15 protein-coding genes and 1 tRNA gene are annotated in these 15,757 nt (G+C 67.4%); 9 read left to right on the forward strand and 7 right to left on the reverse strand.

Annotation, left to right across the window (positions count from 1 at the left end; all coding sequences use genetic code 11):
- Window positions 1-7: 7 nt before the first annotated feature.
- Window positions 8-1,561 carry a sensor domain-containing diguanylate cyclase gene (locus A6745_RS17360; RefSeq protein ID WP_066129872.1) on the reverse strand — a complete coding sequence of 518 codons (1,554 nt, stop codon included), beginning with the start codon at window positions 1,559-1,561 and terminating at the stop codon, window positions 8-10.
- 308 nt (window positions 1,562-1,869) lie between these two features.
- Between A6745_RS17360 and A6745_RS17365 the strand changes: the two genes are divergently transcribed.
- A complete protein-coding gene (locus tag A6745_RS17365; RefSeq protein WP_066129873.1) occupies window positions 1,870-2,838 on the forward strand; it encodes a GGDEF domain-containing protein in 969 nt (322 codons plus the stop codon).
- 59 nt (window positions 2,839-2,897) lie between these two features.
- Here the strand turns inward: A6745_RS17365 and A6745_RS17370 are convergent, their stop codons facing one another.
- Window positions 2,898-3,212 (reverse strand): DUF1488 family protein, encoded by a 315-nt coding sequence (locus tag A6745_RS17370; RefSeq protein ID WP_066129876.1) that lies wholly within the window; start codon window positions 3,210-3,212, stop codon window positions 2,898-2,900.
- A 319-nt stretch (window positions 3,213-3,531) separates the two neighbouring features.
- On the opposite strand from A6745_RS17370, the gene A6745_RS17375 reads away from it, so the two are divergent.
- The 4 genes from A6745_RS17375 to A6745_RS17390 all read left to right on the forward strand — a co-directional run bounded on the left by A6745_RS17375 (window position 3,532) and on the right by A6745_RS17390 (window position 5,744).
- Window positions 3,532-4,038 carry a hypothetical protein gene (locus tag A6745_RS17375; protein WP_156513433.1) on the forward strand — a complete coding sequence of 169 codons (507 nt, stop codon included), beginning with the start codon at window positions 3,532-3,534 and terminating at the stop codon, window positions 4,036-4,038.
- On the forward strand, window positions 4,035-4,649 hold the full coding sequence (locus A6745_RS17380) for a TetR/AcrR family transcriptional regulator (protein WP_066129882.1): 615 nt from the start codon (window positions 4,035-4,037) through the stop codon (window positions 4,647-4,649). Before A6745_RS17375 ends, A6745_RS17380 begins: the two co-directional genes overlap by 4 nt.
- 180 nt (window positions 4,650-4,829) lie before the next feature.
- Window positions 4,830-5,618 carry an exodeoxyribonuclease III gene (gene xth, locus A6745_RS17385; RefSeq protein WP_066129884.1) on the forward strand — a complete coding sequence of 263 codons (789 nt, stop codon included), beginning with the start codon at window positions 4,830-4,832 and terminating at the stop codon, window positions 5,616-5,618.
- 50 nt (window positions 5,619-5,668) lie between these two features.
- Window positions 5,669-5,744 (forward strand) — tRNA-Ala (locus A6745_RS17390).
- Window positions 5,745-5,897: 153 nt separating this feature from the next.
- Here A6745_RS17390 and A6745_RS17395 read toward each other — a convergent pair.
- Window positions 5,898-6,356 (reverse strand): hypothetical protein, encoded by a 459-nt coding sequence (locus A6745_RS17395; RefSeq protein ID WP_156513434.1) that lies wholly within the window; start codon window positions 6,354-6,356, stop codon window positions 5,898-5,900.
- A gap of 78 nt (window positions 6,357-6,434) precedes the next feature.
- Window positions 6,435-7,190 carry a sulfite exporter TauE/SafE family protein gene (locus A6745_RS17400; protein WP_066129889.1) on the reverse strand — a complete coding sequence of 252 codons (756 nt, stop codon included), beginning with the start codon at window positions 7,188-7,190 and terminating at the stop codon, window positions 6,435-6,437.
- A 190-nt stretch (window positions 7,191-7,380) separates the two neighbouring features.
- Between A6745_RS17400 and A6745_RS17405 the strand changes: the two genes are divergently transcribed.
- Complete coding sequence (locus tag A6745_RS17405; protein WP_066129892.1) at window positions 7,381-8,304, forward strand: LysR family transcriptional regulator; 924 nt, start codon at window positions 7,381-7,383, stop codon at window positions 8,302-8,304.
- Between the two features lie 42 nt (window positions 8,305-8,346).
- Here A6745_RS17405 and A6745_RS17410 read toward each other — a convergent pair whose 3' ends face one another.
- From A6745_RS17410 to A6745_RS17420, 3 genes are all read right to left on the reverse strand, one after another.
- Complete coding sequence (locus A6745_RS17410) at window positions 8,347-9,126, reverse strand: SIR2 family NAD-dependent protein deacylase (RefSeq protein ID WP_066129895.1); 780 nt, start codon at window positions 9,124-9,126, stop codon at window positions 8,347-8,349.
- A 13-nt stretch (window positions 9,127-9,139) separates the two neighbouring features.
- Entirely contained in the window at window positions 9,140-10,564 is a 1,425-nt protein-coding gene (locus A6745_RS17415; protein WP_066129898.1) for a DUF7256 domain-containing protein, read from the reverse strand.
- 285 nt (window positions 10,565-10,849) lie between these two features.
- Window positions 10,850-11,761, reverse strand: coding sequence for a LysR family transcriptional regulator (locus tag A6745_RS17420; RefSeq protein ID WP_066129900.1), 912 nt, complete (start codon window positions 11,759-11,761; stop codon window positions 10,850-10,852).
- Window positions 11,762-11,870: 109 nt separating this feature from the next.
- On the opposite strand from A6745_RS17420, the gene A6745_RS17425 reads away from it, so the two are divergent.
- From A6745_RS17425 to A6745_RS17435, 3 genes are all read left to right on the forward strand, one after another.
- A complete protein-coding gene (locus A6745_RS17425; RefSeq protein ID WP_066129903.1) occupies window positions 11,871-13,313 on the forward strand; it encodes a CoA transferase in 1,443 nt (480 codons plus the stop codon).
- Between the two features lie 73 nt (window positions 13,314-13,386).
- Window positions 13,387-14,370: a Bug family tripartite tricarboxylate transporter substrate binding protein gene (locus tag A6745_RS17430; RefSeq protein ID WP_066129906.1), complete on the forward strand. Its 984-nt coding sequence runs from the start codon at window positions 13,387-13,389 to the stop codon at window positions 14,368-14,370.
- Window positions 14,371-14,656: 286 nt separating this feature from the next.
- A complete protein-coding gene (locus tag A6745_RS17435; protein ID WP_066129909.1) occupies window positions 14,657-15,646 on the forward strand; it encodes a Bug family tripartite tricarboxylate transporter substrate binding protein in 990 nt (329 codons plus the stop codon).
- Window positions 15,647-15,757: the final 111 nt, after the last annotated feature.

The following is a 15,757-nucleotide window of genomic DNA, read 5'->3' on the forward strand; positions in this document are numbered from 1 at the left end:
AGGACAACTAGGGCGCGCTGCGCACGCGGTTCTTGCCCGCGCGCTTGGCCTCGTACATGGCCTGGTCGGCCTGTGCGATGGCGGCGTCCAAGGTCGAACCGTGGTCCGGCCAACGCGCGACGCCGATCGACACGGTGACGCCGCCCAGTGCGGCCTCGACCGCGTGGCGCAGGCGCTCGGCGAACGCCAGTCCATCCTCGCGATCCACGCCGGGCACGAACACCGCCAGCTCTTCGCCGCCCATGCGCGCGGCGATATCGTCCTCGCGCACCTGCGCCCGCACCACGCCGGCCAGGCCGCGCAGCACCTCGTCGCCGGCCGCGTGGCCCCGCGTGTCGTTGATCTTCTTGAAGTTGTCGACGTCCATCAGCACCACGGACATCGATGCGTTCTGGTTGCATGCGTCGATCAGCGCCTCGTCCGCGCCGCGCCGGTTGAGCAGGCCGGTCAGGGGGTCCGACGCGCGTTCGCGCTTCAAGCGGCCGATCCGGCCCGCCACCGCGCTGGCGGCGCGCAGCATGGCGCCCCGCAGTTCCTCGACCTCGAAATACCAGCCATTGACGCCGCGTATCCGGTCGGCGGCCTGATTGGAACCCAGCTCGCCCGCCGCATCCGCCAATGTGCGCAATGGCACCGACACGAACTGCGCCAGCCACCAGATGCCGGCCAGGCACAGGGCGATGATGGGCACCGAGAACAGGAACATGCGCCCGAACTGTTCCTGGACCACGTCCAGGGCCACCGCCGTCGGCCTTTGCGCGATCACCGTCCATCCCGTGGAGCCCATGCGCGCGTATCCCGCCAGTTCGTCGATGCCGTCATCGTCGCGCACCCGCGCCGAGCCGGTCCTGGCCGCCCGCGCCAGCAGCACGGCCGGATGCTTGCCGACCTGCTCGCCCACCTTGGCGTTATCGGGGTGATAGAGAATGCGGCCGCTCTTGTCGACGACGTACAGCAGCGAGCCATCCGTGAAATCATGCTCGGCCAGCACCGTGTGCAGCGCATTCCGTTCGTGCAGATAGATCGTGCCGAACAACGCTCCGGCATATCGGCCATCGGCGTCGAACACGGGGTGCGAGACCGTCACGATCCAGCGTCCGGTGACCGCCCGGTAGGGCTCGGAAGTCGTCGGCGCGCGCGCGCTGAGCACGCGCCGGGTCTCATCGCTTTGCAGCACGGTGCCGACCAGGCGCAGCGTGGCCGGGATGGTGGCCAGCACCAGGCCGCGCTGATCGATGACGATCAGCGAGTTGAAGGTGTTGGTCACGCGGGACAACCGGTCGACCACCAGCTTGGCCGACTGCCCGTTGAGATCGCTCTTGCCGCTCAGCTCATCCGCCCCGGCCCCCAGCAACTGGCGCGCGCCGCCCAGGAAAACGTCCGTGGCCTGCGCCACCTTGGTCGCGTAGACGCGGTTCAATTCCAGCGTATTGGCCAGCAAGGCGCTTTGCTGGACCCGGTACGCCGCGACGAACGTGTTGGCCAGCGCCAGCGCGAAGATGATCAACGACGTCCAGAGGATGAGATGGCGAAGGTCGGGACGGATGAGGATTCGGGTCATTGTCTTGAAGGCACGCGCAACCAGCCCCGTGCGCCACGGACGGCTGGGCGGCGGGTGGCGAATTGTATGCCGCGGGGAATCGGCCACCTACCTGAAAACGCTGTCATGCCGACGGATGTATATCTTTCACGACACCGCGAAAGTCATGCTGTTGCGTGTTTTCAGTTGAAACGGGGGTTGTCGATCAAGTATCGGCTCCGGCACCTTGGACTAGAATGATCCGGATAACGGCGAGCAGCCGCGTCTTCCGTTTCCTTCTCCGCGGCCTGCTCCATCACACGTCACCGTCGATAGTGGAGGTATGTGTCATGCAGGCTGCGCCCACACCGGCCGATGAAAGAGCGCGCATCGCGGCGCTGCGATCCCTGAATATCCTGGACACGCTGCCCGAAGAACGGTTCGACCGCTACACCCGCATGGCCCGCCGCCTGTTCGGCGTGCCGGTTTCGCTGGTCAGCCTGATCGACACCGACCGCCAGTGGTTCAAGTCGCGCATGGGCCTGGAGCTGCCGCAAACGCCGCGCGACGTCTCCTTCTGTGCCCACGCCATCCTGAGCGACGACATGTTCCTGGTGCCCGACGCCCGGCAGGACGAGCGCTTCCACGACAACCCGCTGGTATCCGGCGATCCGCGCATCCGCTTCTACGCCGGCTGCCCGCTGTCCGCCCCGGATGGCAGCAAGCTGGGCACCCTTTGCCTGCTGGACTTCGAGCCGCGTGTCATGGATGAAGAGAATCAGGGCTTGCTGCGCGACCTGGCCAGTATGGTGGAGGAAGAGCTTTCCAGCCTGAAGCTGGCGGGCACCGACCCGCTGACCGGGCTGTCGAACCGCGCGGGCTTCGAGACCCTGGCCATGCACGCGCTGAGCTTCTGCCAGCGCATGGAGAAATCGGCCACGCTGCTGTTCTTCGACCTGAACGAGTTCAAGCCGATCAATGACCAGTTCGGGCACGCCGAAGGCGACCGGGCGCTGGTGACCTTCGCCGCGGTATTGCGCACGTCCTTGCGCAACATGGACGTGATCGCGCGGCTGGGCGGGGATGAATTCGTGGTGCTGCTGGTGGATGCCGGCGCAGAAGACGTGGAGCGGATCGCTTCACGGCTGCGCGAAGCGATGGATGAGAAGAACCGGTCGCTGAACCGCGGGTACGCCATCAAGTACAGCGTGGGCCGCACGACATACGACCCGCAAAGGCATGCCTCGGTGCAGGCGCTGCTGGCGGACGCGGATGCGGCGATGTACGAGCAGAAGCGGCTGGGGAAGGCGGGCCGATGAAAACCGGCCGCGCCGGTGCCCCCCGCCACTCATCCGATATGCGGCGCGCGTGACGATCGCTAGACCGCCCCCGCGTCGTCCTCTCCGATCCCCCGCAACACCTCCTTCTTCGCTCCCGACTGGTTTCTGGGCGCCAGGTCTTCCTCCTTGACCAGCGGCTCCTGCCCCTCGTCCAGCAGTTGTTCGGCGCGGTTACGGATCTGCTGTTCGTGATCGGCAAAGGCTTTCAGGCGCGCGGCCTCGCCCTCTCCACAACCGTAAGCCCGTGCCAGCGCCTGTCCCGTCACGGCGGCCTCGACCCACTCGCTGGTTTCTCCCGCCAGGCTGAAGACGATCAGATCCTGCCTGCTGTCGTAATGCACGTGCTTGTCCATGCGGGTTCTCCTGTGTTCCGGTACTGAGCGGCCAGGCGCGGATATCCTGCCCACGCCGCGGCAAAAATCGACGCCCCCGCTTGCAGCGGCGTCGACGGCGCTGCGCAGCATGCGGCATTCCCGCTGAGGCCCGCACCTCGCGGCGCCGTCGAACAAACAGGAATCAATCTTGTTCATATTGATGACTGACCGTTAGTCAGTTAATATCCCGTCATCCACTGCCCTGCACACGCCCTGGCGCGCTTCGCTGCCGATGCTGGCCGGCCTTGCTCGCCGCAACACCCTTGGCCAGCGTGGCCGCCGCCAGGAAGGACCCACCATGACCCTGCACGAACTCGAAAACCTGCCCCTGGCCATCAGCATCGCCCACCATGCGCGCACGGCGGCCGAGCGGGCCGGCGCCTGGATGCCCGCCACCCAATGGCCCGGCAGCGGTGAGCGGCTGGCCGTGCTGCACGTGCTGGCGGGCGGCGACCAGAGCATCGGCGAGCCGGAGGATGCCCTGCGCGACATCAAGGCCTGGCTGCAGGCCTATGCCGTCCAGGCTGGCAGGCAGATCCTCTGCGTGGCCATCGTCGCGCCCCCCGCCCAGGTGGACCGGATAAAAGGCGCCGATGCCGAACACATGCTCGGCGTGCCCGCCGAGGTGTTCGCGGACGTGGCCCGCGCGCTGGATTTCATGGGATGGTTCGTCGCCCCGGCGGAAGAGGCCGCCTGGGACGCCGCCGTCATCCAGGCCCGGGTCCAGCAGGCGTTACGCGATAATCCGGGGGTGTCCCAGCCCCTGCCGCCGCGCGCTGCCCGCCGGCCCTCTCTCATCCGATGACCTCTTCACCCGACGCCAAGCGCCCGCGCACCAAGCCCGCGGAGACCCGCCGGGGCGAACTCATGGACGCCGCACTGGCGCTTTTCCTGGACAGGGGATTCGACGGCACCAGCGTCGACGAGATCGTCAACCGGGCCGACGTCGCCAAGGGCACCTTCTACCTGTACTTCAAGACGAAGGACGACGTGCTGCAGGCGCTGCGCGAGCGCTTCGTCGAACAGTTCCTGACGCGCCTGGAGGATGCCGTGGCGGGCCGCGCGGCCGACGATTGGGCGGGGCGGCTGGACGCCTGGATCGAAGCCGGCATCGATCTCTACCTGAAGGAATTCGCGCTGCACGATCTGGTGTTCCACGAGTTTCGGCCGTCGCATCGGCATGCGCGCAACGACAATGTCGTCATCGCGCACCTGGCGCGGCTGATCGAAGCCGGCGCGCAGGCCGGCGCGTGGCGCTCGCGCAATCCCCGCCAGACCGCCGCCATGGTGTTCAGCGCCGTGCACGGCGCCGTCGACCAGGAGATCGTTTCGGCAACCAGGATGGGCAAGGAAGCGTTGACCGGCGAGGTGCTGGCCTTCTGCAGAAGCGCGGTCGGGCTGCCCCTACGCGTGTAGACGCCCCGGGAATCGCGCAAGCGCCCCGCCCGTGGAGGGCTGCTGTTACCATCCCGGCACATCCCACCATTCGCCTGTACGCCGTACGGGCTGCTTTCCCGGGTTGCCCGGCCCGCCGCGGCGCGCGTCGCTCGCCGGCACGATGGCCGCGACCCGCCGATATCGAGAGATTCCCCAACGATGCGTATCGCCACCTGGAACGTCAACTCCCTGAACGTCCGCCTGCCCCAGGTGCTGGACTGGCTGGCCGCCAACCCCGTCGAAGCCCTGTGCCTGCAGGAACTGAAGCTGACGGACGACAAGTTCCCCACGGCGGCCTTCACCGAGATCGGCTATCACGCGGCCTTCACCGGCCAGAAGACCTACAACGGCGTGGCCATCCTGTCGCGCGACCCCGCGCGCGACGTGGTGCGCAACATTCCCGGCTATGAAGACCTGCAGCAGCGCGTGATCGCCGTGACGCTGCCCAGCCCCGCCGGCGACGTGCGCGTGATCTGCGCGTACTGTCCCAACGGCCAGTCGCTGGAATCGGAAAAGTACCTCTACAAGCTGGAGTGGTTCTCGGAACTGAAACGCTGGCTGCAGGAGGAAATGGCCGTGCATCCGCGCCTGGCCATCCTGGGCGACTACAACGTGGCGCCGGCCGACGAGGACGTGTACAACCCCGAGAAATGGGAAGGCCAGGTGCTGGTGTCCGAACCCGAGCGGTCAGCCTTCAAGGCCCTGCTGGAGCTGGGCCTGACCGACTCCTTCCGCCAGTTCGAGCAGCCCGAGAAATCGTTCAGCTGGTGGGACTACCGGCAGTTCGCGTTCCGCCGCAATGCCGGGCTGCGCATCGACCACATCCTGCTGACCGACTCGCTGATGAAGGCCTGCACGGCCTGCGTCATCGACAAGGAGCCGCGCCGCAACGAGCAGCCGTCGGACCACACTCCGGTGGTGGCCACGCTCGATCTCTCGGGCGCCTGAGCCTGCGGGATTTACATCGGCTCGGAAAATCAGGTATATTTTCCGTCTTTGGGGCGGTAGCTCAGCTGGGAGAGCGTCGCGTTCGCAATGCGAAGGTCGGGAGTTCGATCCTCCTCCGCTCCACCAAGATTCCAGACGAAAAAGCCTTGGCAACACGACGTGTTCCAAGGCTTTTTTGTTTCTACATGATTGGCTTTCGCCTCTGGTGGCGTCAGCCCGACACGGCGGCTGGGCCGGGCAATGCCCCCTGCTGCATCACGCCTCGCGCGCGCCACGCCGTCAATGCGGCAACACCACTGCCAATGCCAGGCCGACCACGCTGATCAGGACGAAGGTGAACGTCATCAATTCAGCCAGGCGGCCTGCTGCGTCGATTCGCTCGATGTCGCCTTTCCGATAAGGCCAAAGCAGAAGAGACCACCCTGCCGGAACCTTGCCCCTGGTCTGCGGACTCCTGGCCCGGAACCGCACCAACCGGCGCACCGCCACGAGGCCCCACAGGACAAGCATGCAGTAGAAAGTGATGCCCAGGCCGCCAACCAATATCCACGAGACGAAGGTCTCCGACTGGCCGTATGCCTGGACGTAGAGCCAGGTGAGCAGGAGCAACACGCCAAACGCCGCGAAGACCCACAGGAACGCCCGCAGCGTTCGCCCCTCGCGGGGCAACAGCATCGCCAACTTGGTAAACCCTGGCAGCATCGTCGTGACTCCCTTGCTGTCTCTGTCGCTGGCCACGATTCTACCCGCCCGCAAGCGGCCCATGCTGTGAGGAGGTTCCCGAACGGGATCGAGGCGCGAGGGGTTCAAGCCCCCTCACGCGAAGTACCGCACCAGCACGAACACGCCCGACACCAGCACCACCCCGTTGACCAGCCGCACGAACTGTTCGCGCGACAGGCGCAGCGTGATGCGCCGTCCCGCCCACACGCCGATCAGCATGCTGGGCGCCAGCAGCGCGGCCAGGATCAGCAGATTGGCGTCGGCATAGACGCCCGCGATCAGGAACAGCACGACCCGTATCAACGTCGACAGGCCGATCAGCGAGCTCTGCGTCACCCGCATGCGCTGCTTGTCGTCCAGCCTGCCCTGCAGATAGATGGCGTACAGGAAGCCGCCGCTGCCGAACAGCGCGCCGAAGACGCCACCCGCCAATCCGAAAGGCACGGCCAGTCGCGGCGAGCAGCGGGATTCGGGCTGGTAGCCGCCGGCCAGCGAATACAGCGCATAAGCGATCACGAATACGCCCAGCAACAGCAGCAGCACGTCGGGCCGCGTGTGGAGCAAGATGCCCGTGCCGATGCAACCGCCCGCCAGCATCAGCGGCGCCAGGCGCGTCAGTTCCGCCCTATCGGCCTGACGGCCATCGCGGATCAGGTGGGTGGCCGCCGCGCAGAAATCCAGGAGGGCCAGCAGCGGCACGATCTGCGCCACCGGCATGAACTGCGCCAGCAAGGGGCTGGCCACCAGCGCGGTGCCGAAGCCCGCGATGCCGAAGACCAGATAGGCGATGGCCACCCCCAGCCAGATGATCAGCAGGTCGGTAGTGGCGAGATGAGCAAGCAGCGGCATGGATGTCCTGATGATGGAAACGCACACGGCCGGCGCCGGGGCGTGTTGCTGGCCGCCGCGACGTCATTCGATGACCCCTTCGCGAGGCCGCTGTCCGGCACGACGTGCCGCCGTGCCGATGAATATAGGCCTGGCCCCCGCTGCTGAAAAATATAGAATTCTCACCAACCTATCTCAAAAAGGCATAGCCATGGTGTCGATGCGGCAGTTGCGCTACTTCGTGGAGATCGTCGAGGCGGGCAACTACAGCCTGGCGGCCGAGCGGCTGTACATCGCGCAGTCGGCGCTCAGCCGCCAGATCAAGGAACTGGAAACCACCGTACAGGCGCAACTGCTGACGCGCGGCGCGCGCCGTGTGGAACTGACCCCGGCGGGCCGTACGTTCTACGACGGCGCCAAGCGCCTGCTGTTCAACCTGAACGAAACGCTGGTGCGGACCCAGCACGCCGACCGCGGCGAACAGGCCCTGGTGCGGCTGCTGCACTCCAGCTCGGTGCCGCTGGATCCCGTGCTGATGGGCCGGATCCAGGCGTTCCTGGATGCGAATGAGGGCGTATCGCTGGAGATTTCGCAACTGACGTCAGAACATCAGGGCGACGATATCGAACAGGGATCGGGCGATGTCGGATTGGCGCGGCTACCTGTTCAACACCGGCATCCGGGCGTGCGGATCGAAGAATTGCTGACCGAACCGCTGATGCTGGCGGTGCCGGCAAGACACCGGCTGGCGCGCCGCAAGAAGGTCGCGGTCGCGGACCTGCGGGATGAACGCTTCGTCTGCCTGCCGCACCCCGAGCGTGGCGGCCTGGGGTTTCGCGTGGCCGAGCTCTGCATGCGCAACGGTTTCTTTCCCCACGCGGCCCGCGCCACCTCGCGCAAGACCACGCAACTGACGCTGATCGCGGCGGGCATGGGCGTGTCGCTGCTGCCTGCCTGCATGCGGTCCATCGCGCCGGCCGGGGTGCGTTTCGTGCCGCTGGCGGACGAGGACACCTCCACCACCGTGGCCCTGCTGCATCGGCATGACGCCCCGGCGCTGACGTACGAATTGCTTCAGGCATTGCGTGGCACGGCGCATGGGTTCGCCAGGCCGGGGCGCCGTGCCGCGTCATGAAGTGTCCTCTGCCCATGAACCCGCGTCACGGGACGGCGAGGATCATGCCGGTCCGCGTCCCCACACCCGCTCGTACAGCGCCGGCAGGATCTCGCCCGCCGGCCCGGCCAGGTTGTATTTGACGATGCCGTCCAGCGGCGTGGGCTGCGGGTTGACCTGCACCACGCAGGCGCCGCGCCGCGCGGCCTGGGCCGACAGTCCCGCCGCGGGCTGCACCGCCGCCGAGGTGCCGATGGTGAACAGCATTTCGCATTCGTCGCAGGCATCCACCGCCGCCTCCCATTCGATCTCGGGCAGGGTCTCGCCGAACCATACGACCCCGGGCCGTATCGCGCCGCCGCAATGCGCGCAGCGCGGCGGGGCCAACCGGCGACCGCCCTCCGGTTCCGCCGGGATGCCTGGAGCAAACGCGTGGTCGCGCCGGCATTCGAAGCAGAACGGCTTGTCCATCCGGCCATGCAGATGCAGCACGTCGCGGCTGCCCGCCCGTTCGTGAAGGTCGTCCACGTTCTGCGTCACCACCGTGGCGTGCGGCACCCGCGTGGCCATCGCCGCGATGGCCAGGTGCGCGCCGTTGGGCCGCGCGCGCAGCACGCCCATGCGGCGCCATTCGTACCAGCCCCAGACCAGCTCGGCGTCGTGCCGGAAGGCATCGGCGCAGGCCAGCGCCATGGGGTCGTATCGCGCCCACAGGCCCGTCATGGGATCGCGAAACGTGGGAATGCCGCTTTCGGCGGACACGCCCGCGCCCGTCAGGAAGACCACGCTGGACGCCTGGCGCAACGTGGCGACCAGCGCGTCGGGAAATTCGGCGATGCTCATCGGAAATCCATCTCTACTGTGCCCAGTCCAACTGCATGGACACCAGATCGAGCTGACAGTTTCCCGTGCCGAAGTTCGGCAGGCCCATGCTCTCTTCGAACTCGATGTAGAACGGGCTGAGATCGGGCATGGCCTGCGCCGGGCTGGCCGTGCCGCCGAAATGCAGGTCGCCATAGGACACGTCCAGCTTCCTCGCCTCCCATTCTTCGCTGTACCTGGCGATGTAGCCGTCCGCGTTCTCTTGGTCCTCGGTGGGCGTGCGGCCGATGTTGGGATCGTCGGTGCGCTCGGTCGCGCGCAGCCGCAGGATCTCCCACGGTTCGGCGGGCTTGCCTCCCACCATGCGGTGCAGCCCTTGCCTGGGGTCGTACGCCGCGCGCCCGTTTTCACCGAAGATCCTCTGGATCGCGCTCGTGGACAACCAGGGCGGCACCTCGCACATCGCATTGGCCGGCGTGCGCGCCGGTTTGGGCGGCTCGCAGACCTTGCCCTTGAAATCGGCCTCGGTCAGCCAGATGGCGGCGAACGAGGCGTACAGGATGTCCTTGCAGCGGAACTCCATGGGGTGCCGCTGGCGCAGGTGATCCGCGAACGGTTGCAGGTCCGCGCCCACCTTGTCCGGCAGGCCGCGTCCGTCGTAAATGCGGTCCATCAGGTCGATGATCTCTTCGGACACATCGGTCTCGCCCGCCGTGTCGCTGAAGAAGGCCAACGCCACGTATTGCGGCCCCTTGGTCCGGTACTGCGCCGGCACGCGCACCGTGAAGTGGTGCTCCATCGGAAAGCCCGTGCGGTTCGACAGCGGCCACTGCGCGGGCGTGATGCCGCGCGGCAGGCCGTAGGCCCAGCCATCCGGCGCCTCGGCGTCGCGGGCCTGCGGGCCAGGCACGATGCGCACGTCGATAGCCATCGTGGGTTTCGGCAGAGGCATCGGCAGATCGGGAAACTCGGTGTCGCGCGACAGGCTCAGTTCGGTGACGCGGCCATGCCCGACCTGCACGAGCAGCCGGACGCCATCGGGCAGTTGCAGATAGCCGAAGCGGTACGGAAAGCCCGCGCGGACCGGCTTGCCCAGATTCAGGCCGGGAACGCGCTCGGCGTCTGCCTCGGCCATGCCCAGGTGCAGGCCCGCGATGCGCGCCTCGGGATCGAAACGATGAGTGAACTCGGTACGGCCGACGCGGCCGTACCGGTCCAAGCGGGCCGTGAAGGCGAAAGCCTCTTCCAGATAGCGGATATGGCCGGTTTCCTCGGGCCGGGGATCGCGCCAGCGCTCACCCACGGCGGCGGCCAGTTTCTCCTTGGCGTCGCCCGGGCGGATGTCCGCCAGTGCCTGCATGTCGGGATCGCCCTTCTCGGCCGCCATCGTGAACCTCCCTGGAAACAGCAACGCGCCCAGCAACGCCAGGCCGCGCAGAAATCCTCGCCGCGTATGCATGTGTGTCGAGCCTTGTCGTGGAAAACGGCCGGCGCGCGCATGAGCGGCGCCGGCGGGTCTTTGCCGATGATGCCGTTGCGGGATGACAGCCCGGCGCAACGAACGCCGGGATTCCGGCGGTTGTGGCGGGAATCCCGAAGCGGCCCATTCTACGCAGACGCGGCGGCCGCGATGCCAGGCGGCATCCTGATCGTGAGACCCCACAGGCAATCAGGCAGGCCTGGTCACAGCGGGCTCGTCAGCCGGGAGAAGCAGGCGATTCCATTCGTTGAACCGGCGAATTCCTCATCGCGGCGTCCATGGAGTCTCCAACTGCCGCGCCACGTCCAGAAAAGACGCCAGCGCCGGATTGTCGTCATGCCTGCGCCATGCAATCGCCACCTCCTGCTCCAGCAGCGGCAGCCGGTCCGCCAGCGGCACGTACTGCACCTTGGGATGGATCAGCGAGGTCAGGTTGCCCGACACCAGCGCCACGGTCAGCCCGGCTGCGATCACGCAGATCACGCTGGCGATCTGCGAGCATTCCTGCTCGATGGCCGGATAGAACCCCGCCGTGGCGCACGCCGCGATCAACTGCGCATGCGCCGCCGGCACCTTCTCGCGGGAGAATGCCACGAAGGACTCGCCCGCCAACTGCTTCAGTTCGATGCTGGCCCGTCCCGCCAGGGGATGGCTCCTGGACAGCGCCACCATCAGCACGTCGCGCTGGTACGGCCGGGTCTCGATCTGCGGCGCCTCGACGGGCAACGGCGTGCGCAGCAGGCCCACGTCCAGCGCACGGCCGCGCAACTGTTCCAGTTGATCCTTGGTCGTCATCTCGGACAACCGCAGCCGCACCTGCGGATAGTCGTGGCGGAAGCGGCTGATGAGCTCGGGCATGAAGCCATAACCCACGCTGCCGATGAAGCCCACCGACAACTGCCCCGTCCCGCCGCCCGCCGCGCCCCGCGTGCGCTGCAGGGCGACCTGCTCGTAGCGCAGCCACTGGTAGGCCTCTTCCAGGAAGACCTTGCCGGCGGGCGTCAGCGCCACCGAGCGCTTGTTGCGCAAGAACAGCGGCGTGCCGACCTGCGCCTCGAGTTTCTGGATGGCCTGGCTGAGCGGCGACTGCGCGATGCCGACGCGCGCGGCAGCGCGGCCGTAATGCAGTTCCTCGGCCACGGCGATGAATTGCCTGAGCAGTCGGCTGTTTAACATAAAGACTTTTTTCGTCTTACAGACCGAGAAATTATATGTTGGACGAGGGTATGACCGCTTTATAGACTGATTTCAAAAGCAGGACACCACAACGACGGAGACAAGCAAGATGGATGCATCCCATCCCGAGCCCGAACACGCCTACCAGGCCATCGCCGACATCCTGGGCGCGCAGGCGCCGTGGAAAGAATCGCCTTCCAGCCGGTTACGCTTCTACGGCAGCGCGCCCGTTTTCGACTCGCCGCACCGGCTGACGCTGTCGGCGGGCGCCGCCATCGGCGCGTATGCCCTGGCAGTGGAGAAATGGTGGCACCTGGCCACCGGCCAGCGCCAGAACGTGGGCATCGATTGGATGCAGGCGGCCAGTTCGCTCAATCCCGGCCACTTCCAGACCCAGAGCGGCTACAGCCTGCCCGCGCTGTCGTTGCTGACAGAATTGAAGGCCGACTTCTACCGCACCGCCGACGACCGCTGGTTCTTCCCCATCGGCTCGTACCCGCACCTGCGCGACGGCGTACTGGACCTGCTGGACTGCGCCAACAACCCGGCCGCGCTGGCCAAGGGCATCGGGCGCTGGGAAGGCGATGCGCTGGAAGCGGCCTTCGAGGAACGCCGCCTGCCCGGCGTGTATGCCCGCACCACGAAAGAATGGCTGGCACATCCGCAGGGCGAACTGCTGGCCCGACTGCCCGTGGTGGAAGTGATCAAGATCGCCGACGGCGAACCCGAGCCGGCACAAGCCCTGAACCGCCCGCTGGACGGCCTGCGCGTGCTGGACCTGGGCCACGTCATCGCCGGCCCCGTGGTGGCGCGCTCGCTGGCCGAGCATGGCGCCGAGGTGCTGCGCATCGCGCCGCCCGCCATGCAGGACCCGTTTCGCCAGACGGTGGACACCAATATCGGCAAGCGCTCGGCCTTCCTGGACCTGGACCGCGAGGAAGACCGCCTGCGCGCCCGCGAGCTGATCAGCGGCGCGGATGTGGTGGTGCAGTCGTGGCGGCCCGGCAGTCTGGCCGGACGCGGCCTGGGGCCGGAAGACGCCGCCGCGCTGCGTCCTGGCGTGGTGTACGTCAGCGTCAGCGCATTCGGCGAAACGGGGCCGTGGCAGCGCCGCGGCGGCTTCGAGCAACTGGGCCAGGTGGTCAGCGGTATTGCGATGGCCGAGGCGGCGGGTGGCCGGCCACGCGTGGTGCCCACCTATCTGCTGAACGACTACCTGACGGGCTATCTGGGCGCGGCCGGGGCGATGCTGGCGCTGATCCGCCGCGCCACCGAAGGCGGCAGCTATCACGTGAGGGTGTCGCTGACGCAGACCTCGATGTGGGTGCAGCGGCTGGGCCTGGAGCCGGGTTTCGAGCCCCGCGAGGAACGCCGGCATTTCGCAGAAGGTCTGGCGCCGCTGCTGGAGACGCGGCCGTCCGCCTACGGCCCGCTGCAGCAATTGCCGCCGGTAGCCCAGTTCTCGCGCACGCGCGCCCACTGGAGCCTGCCGCCCGCCCCCAACGGCGCGCATCCGCCCGTCTGGCTGGACAACCTGGCCCGCGAGGCCTGAACGCCGCAGCCATCCGGCACTGACACATAAAGCGGCGCCAAGCCGCAACAAGAACCCGAGAGGAGACGACACCATGAAGAACAAGCACGCCGTGCTGGCCATGACCCTGGCCGGGCTGGCGGCGGGCGCCCTGCCCGCCCGCGCCGCCGACACCTATCCCGACAAGCCCATCACGCTGATCATCGGCTTCGCGCCCGGCGGTCCCACCGACGCCATCGGGCGGGTGCTGTTCAAGCGCGTCTCCGAAGAACTGAAGACACCCATCGTGATCGAGAACCGTCCCGGCGCGGGCGGCAACATCGGCACGCAGGACCTGGTGCGCGCCAAGCCCGACGGCTACACGCTGCTGTACGGCACCTCGTCGCTGACCACGGCGCCCGCCCTGTTCAACCGCGCCGACCTGGATCCGACCAAGGCCTTCGACGTGGCCAGTTGCTCGGTGGCGGTGCCGATGATCCTGCTGGTGTCAAAGAAGAATACGGCCGACAGCCCGCGGGCGCTGTACCAGGCCATGAAGGCGGATCCGTCCAGGTTTTTCATGGGGTCGTCGGGCAACGGCTCGGTCGACCATCTGGTGGCGATGGACCTGGCGGCCAGGCTGGGCTTGACCTTCCAGCACGTGCCCTACAAGGGCAACGGGCCGGCGCTGACGGACCTGGCGGCCGGCAACGTCAACTTCATGTATTCGGGCTCGTTCAACAGCGCCATGCCGTTCATCCAGAATGGCCAGGTGCGGGCCCTCGCGGTGACGTCCGACCACCGGTCGTCCGCCTTGCCCAAGGTTCCCTCGCTGAGTGAAAGCGTGCCCGAGCTCAAGGGCTTCGACGCGGCCACCGCGCAGGTGCTGGCCGCGCCCAAGGGCACTCCGCCCACCATCCTGGCCCGGCTGGACCAGGCGATCCAGATCGCGATCAAGGATCCCAAGGTGAAGGAAAGCCTGGATTTCCAGGGCGCGGAACCCATGAACCTGTCGCCCGCGCAATGCAAGGCGCACATCGCGGACGAGTTCAAGCGCTGGACCGGCACCATCGAGCGGCTGGGGCTGAAGGCGCAGTGAGCGGCGGCGATCCATCAAATCTGTTTGTGGCAGCGACAAACAGAGTCGATTGATCCCGTCCGGCGGGCAGCGTATCTTTCAGTGTCCCGCGCGCGGCCGCGCGCAGGGCCAGCGGGCGCAGACCCGCGGCGGGCCGGGGTCCGAGACCCCGCCGCCGATTCCCCGGAGGGCGTGGAGACAGCACGCCAGAGTGGTGCCCCAGGGATCCGTCGCATGGCGAAACGTGCCTGCGGATCCTCAAGGACACCGCCCTGGAACACAACCACACTCCAAGGGAATTCCTCGCATGAACGCCGCACCCGCTTTTCGATCCTTCCGGCGCCTGGGCGCCGCTTTGCTGCTGGCCGGCCTGGGCTTTGCGCCCGCCGTGCAGGCGGCCTATCCCGAAAAGCCCATCCAGGTGATCATCTCGTTCCCGCCGGCCGGCGCCACCGACGTGCTGGCGCGCGCGGTCGGGCAGAAGCTGTCGGCCGAACTGAACCAGTCGGTCGTGGTGCAGAACCGTCCCGGCGCCGGCGGCGCCATCGGCCTGGTGGCCGCGGCGCGCGCGCCCGCCGACGGCTACACCCTGTACCTGGCGGCGGTCACCAACGTGCAGATCGCCCGCGCCATCTACAAGGACTGGAAAGCCGACCTGGAAACCGATTTCGTGCCGATCGCCGGCGTGGGCGCCGTGCCGCACGCACTGGTGGTGCCCACCTCGCTGGGCATCGACAATGTGGCCGGCCTGGTGTCTTACGTGAAATCCTCGCCCGGCAAATACAACTTCGCTTCGCAGGGCACGGGCACGCTGTCGCACCTCGAATCCGAGCTGTTCGCGGCCAAGGCGGGGTTGAAGATGGTGCACATTCCGTACAAGGGCAGCGTCGAGGCCCTGCCGGACGTGGCCAACGGCAGCTCGGCGATGATGTTCGACAGCCTGCCCTCGTCCATGCCGCTGGTGTCGGCCGGCAAGCTGAAGTACCTGGCGGTGGCCTCGAAGACGCGGGTGTCCCTGCTGCCCGACGTGCCCACGCTGGCCGAGGCCGGCGTGCAGGGCGTGGCGGCCGACAACCTGTTCGGCTTCGTGGCGCCCAAGGGCACGCCGCCGGAGGCGGTGCAGACGATCGCCCGCGCGCTGCAGAAGGTGCTGGCCCAGCCCGACCTGAAGTCCGCGTTGGCGCAGCAAGGGGCCGAACTGCGATACACCAGCGCCGAGGACTTCCGGAAGGCCATCGCGCAGGAACGCGAGGTGTGGGGCGGCGTCGTGAAGGAATTCAACGTCCAGCCGCAGTGACCGCCTGACCGGCGGCACCCCGAGGGGCGGCGGTAGATGTCGATTTAATGACACATCTCCGTCCCTTTGCATGACATACCATCGGTTTTTTACGATCCTGCTTCACGGGCC

The sequence above is a fragment of the Bordetella ansorpii genome (assembly GCF_900078705.1).
Classification (GTDB): Bacteria; Pseudomonadota; Gammaproteobacteria; order Burkholderiales; family Burkholderiaceae_B; genus Bordetella; species Bordetella ansorpii_A.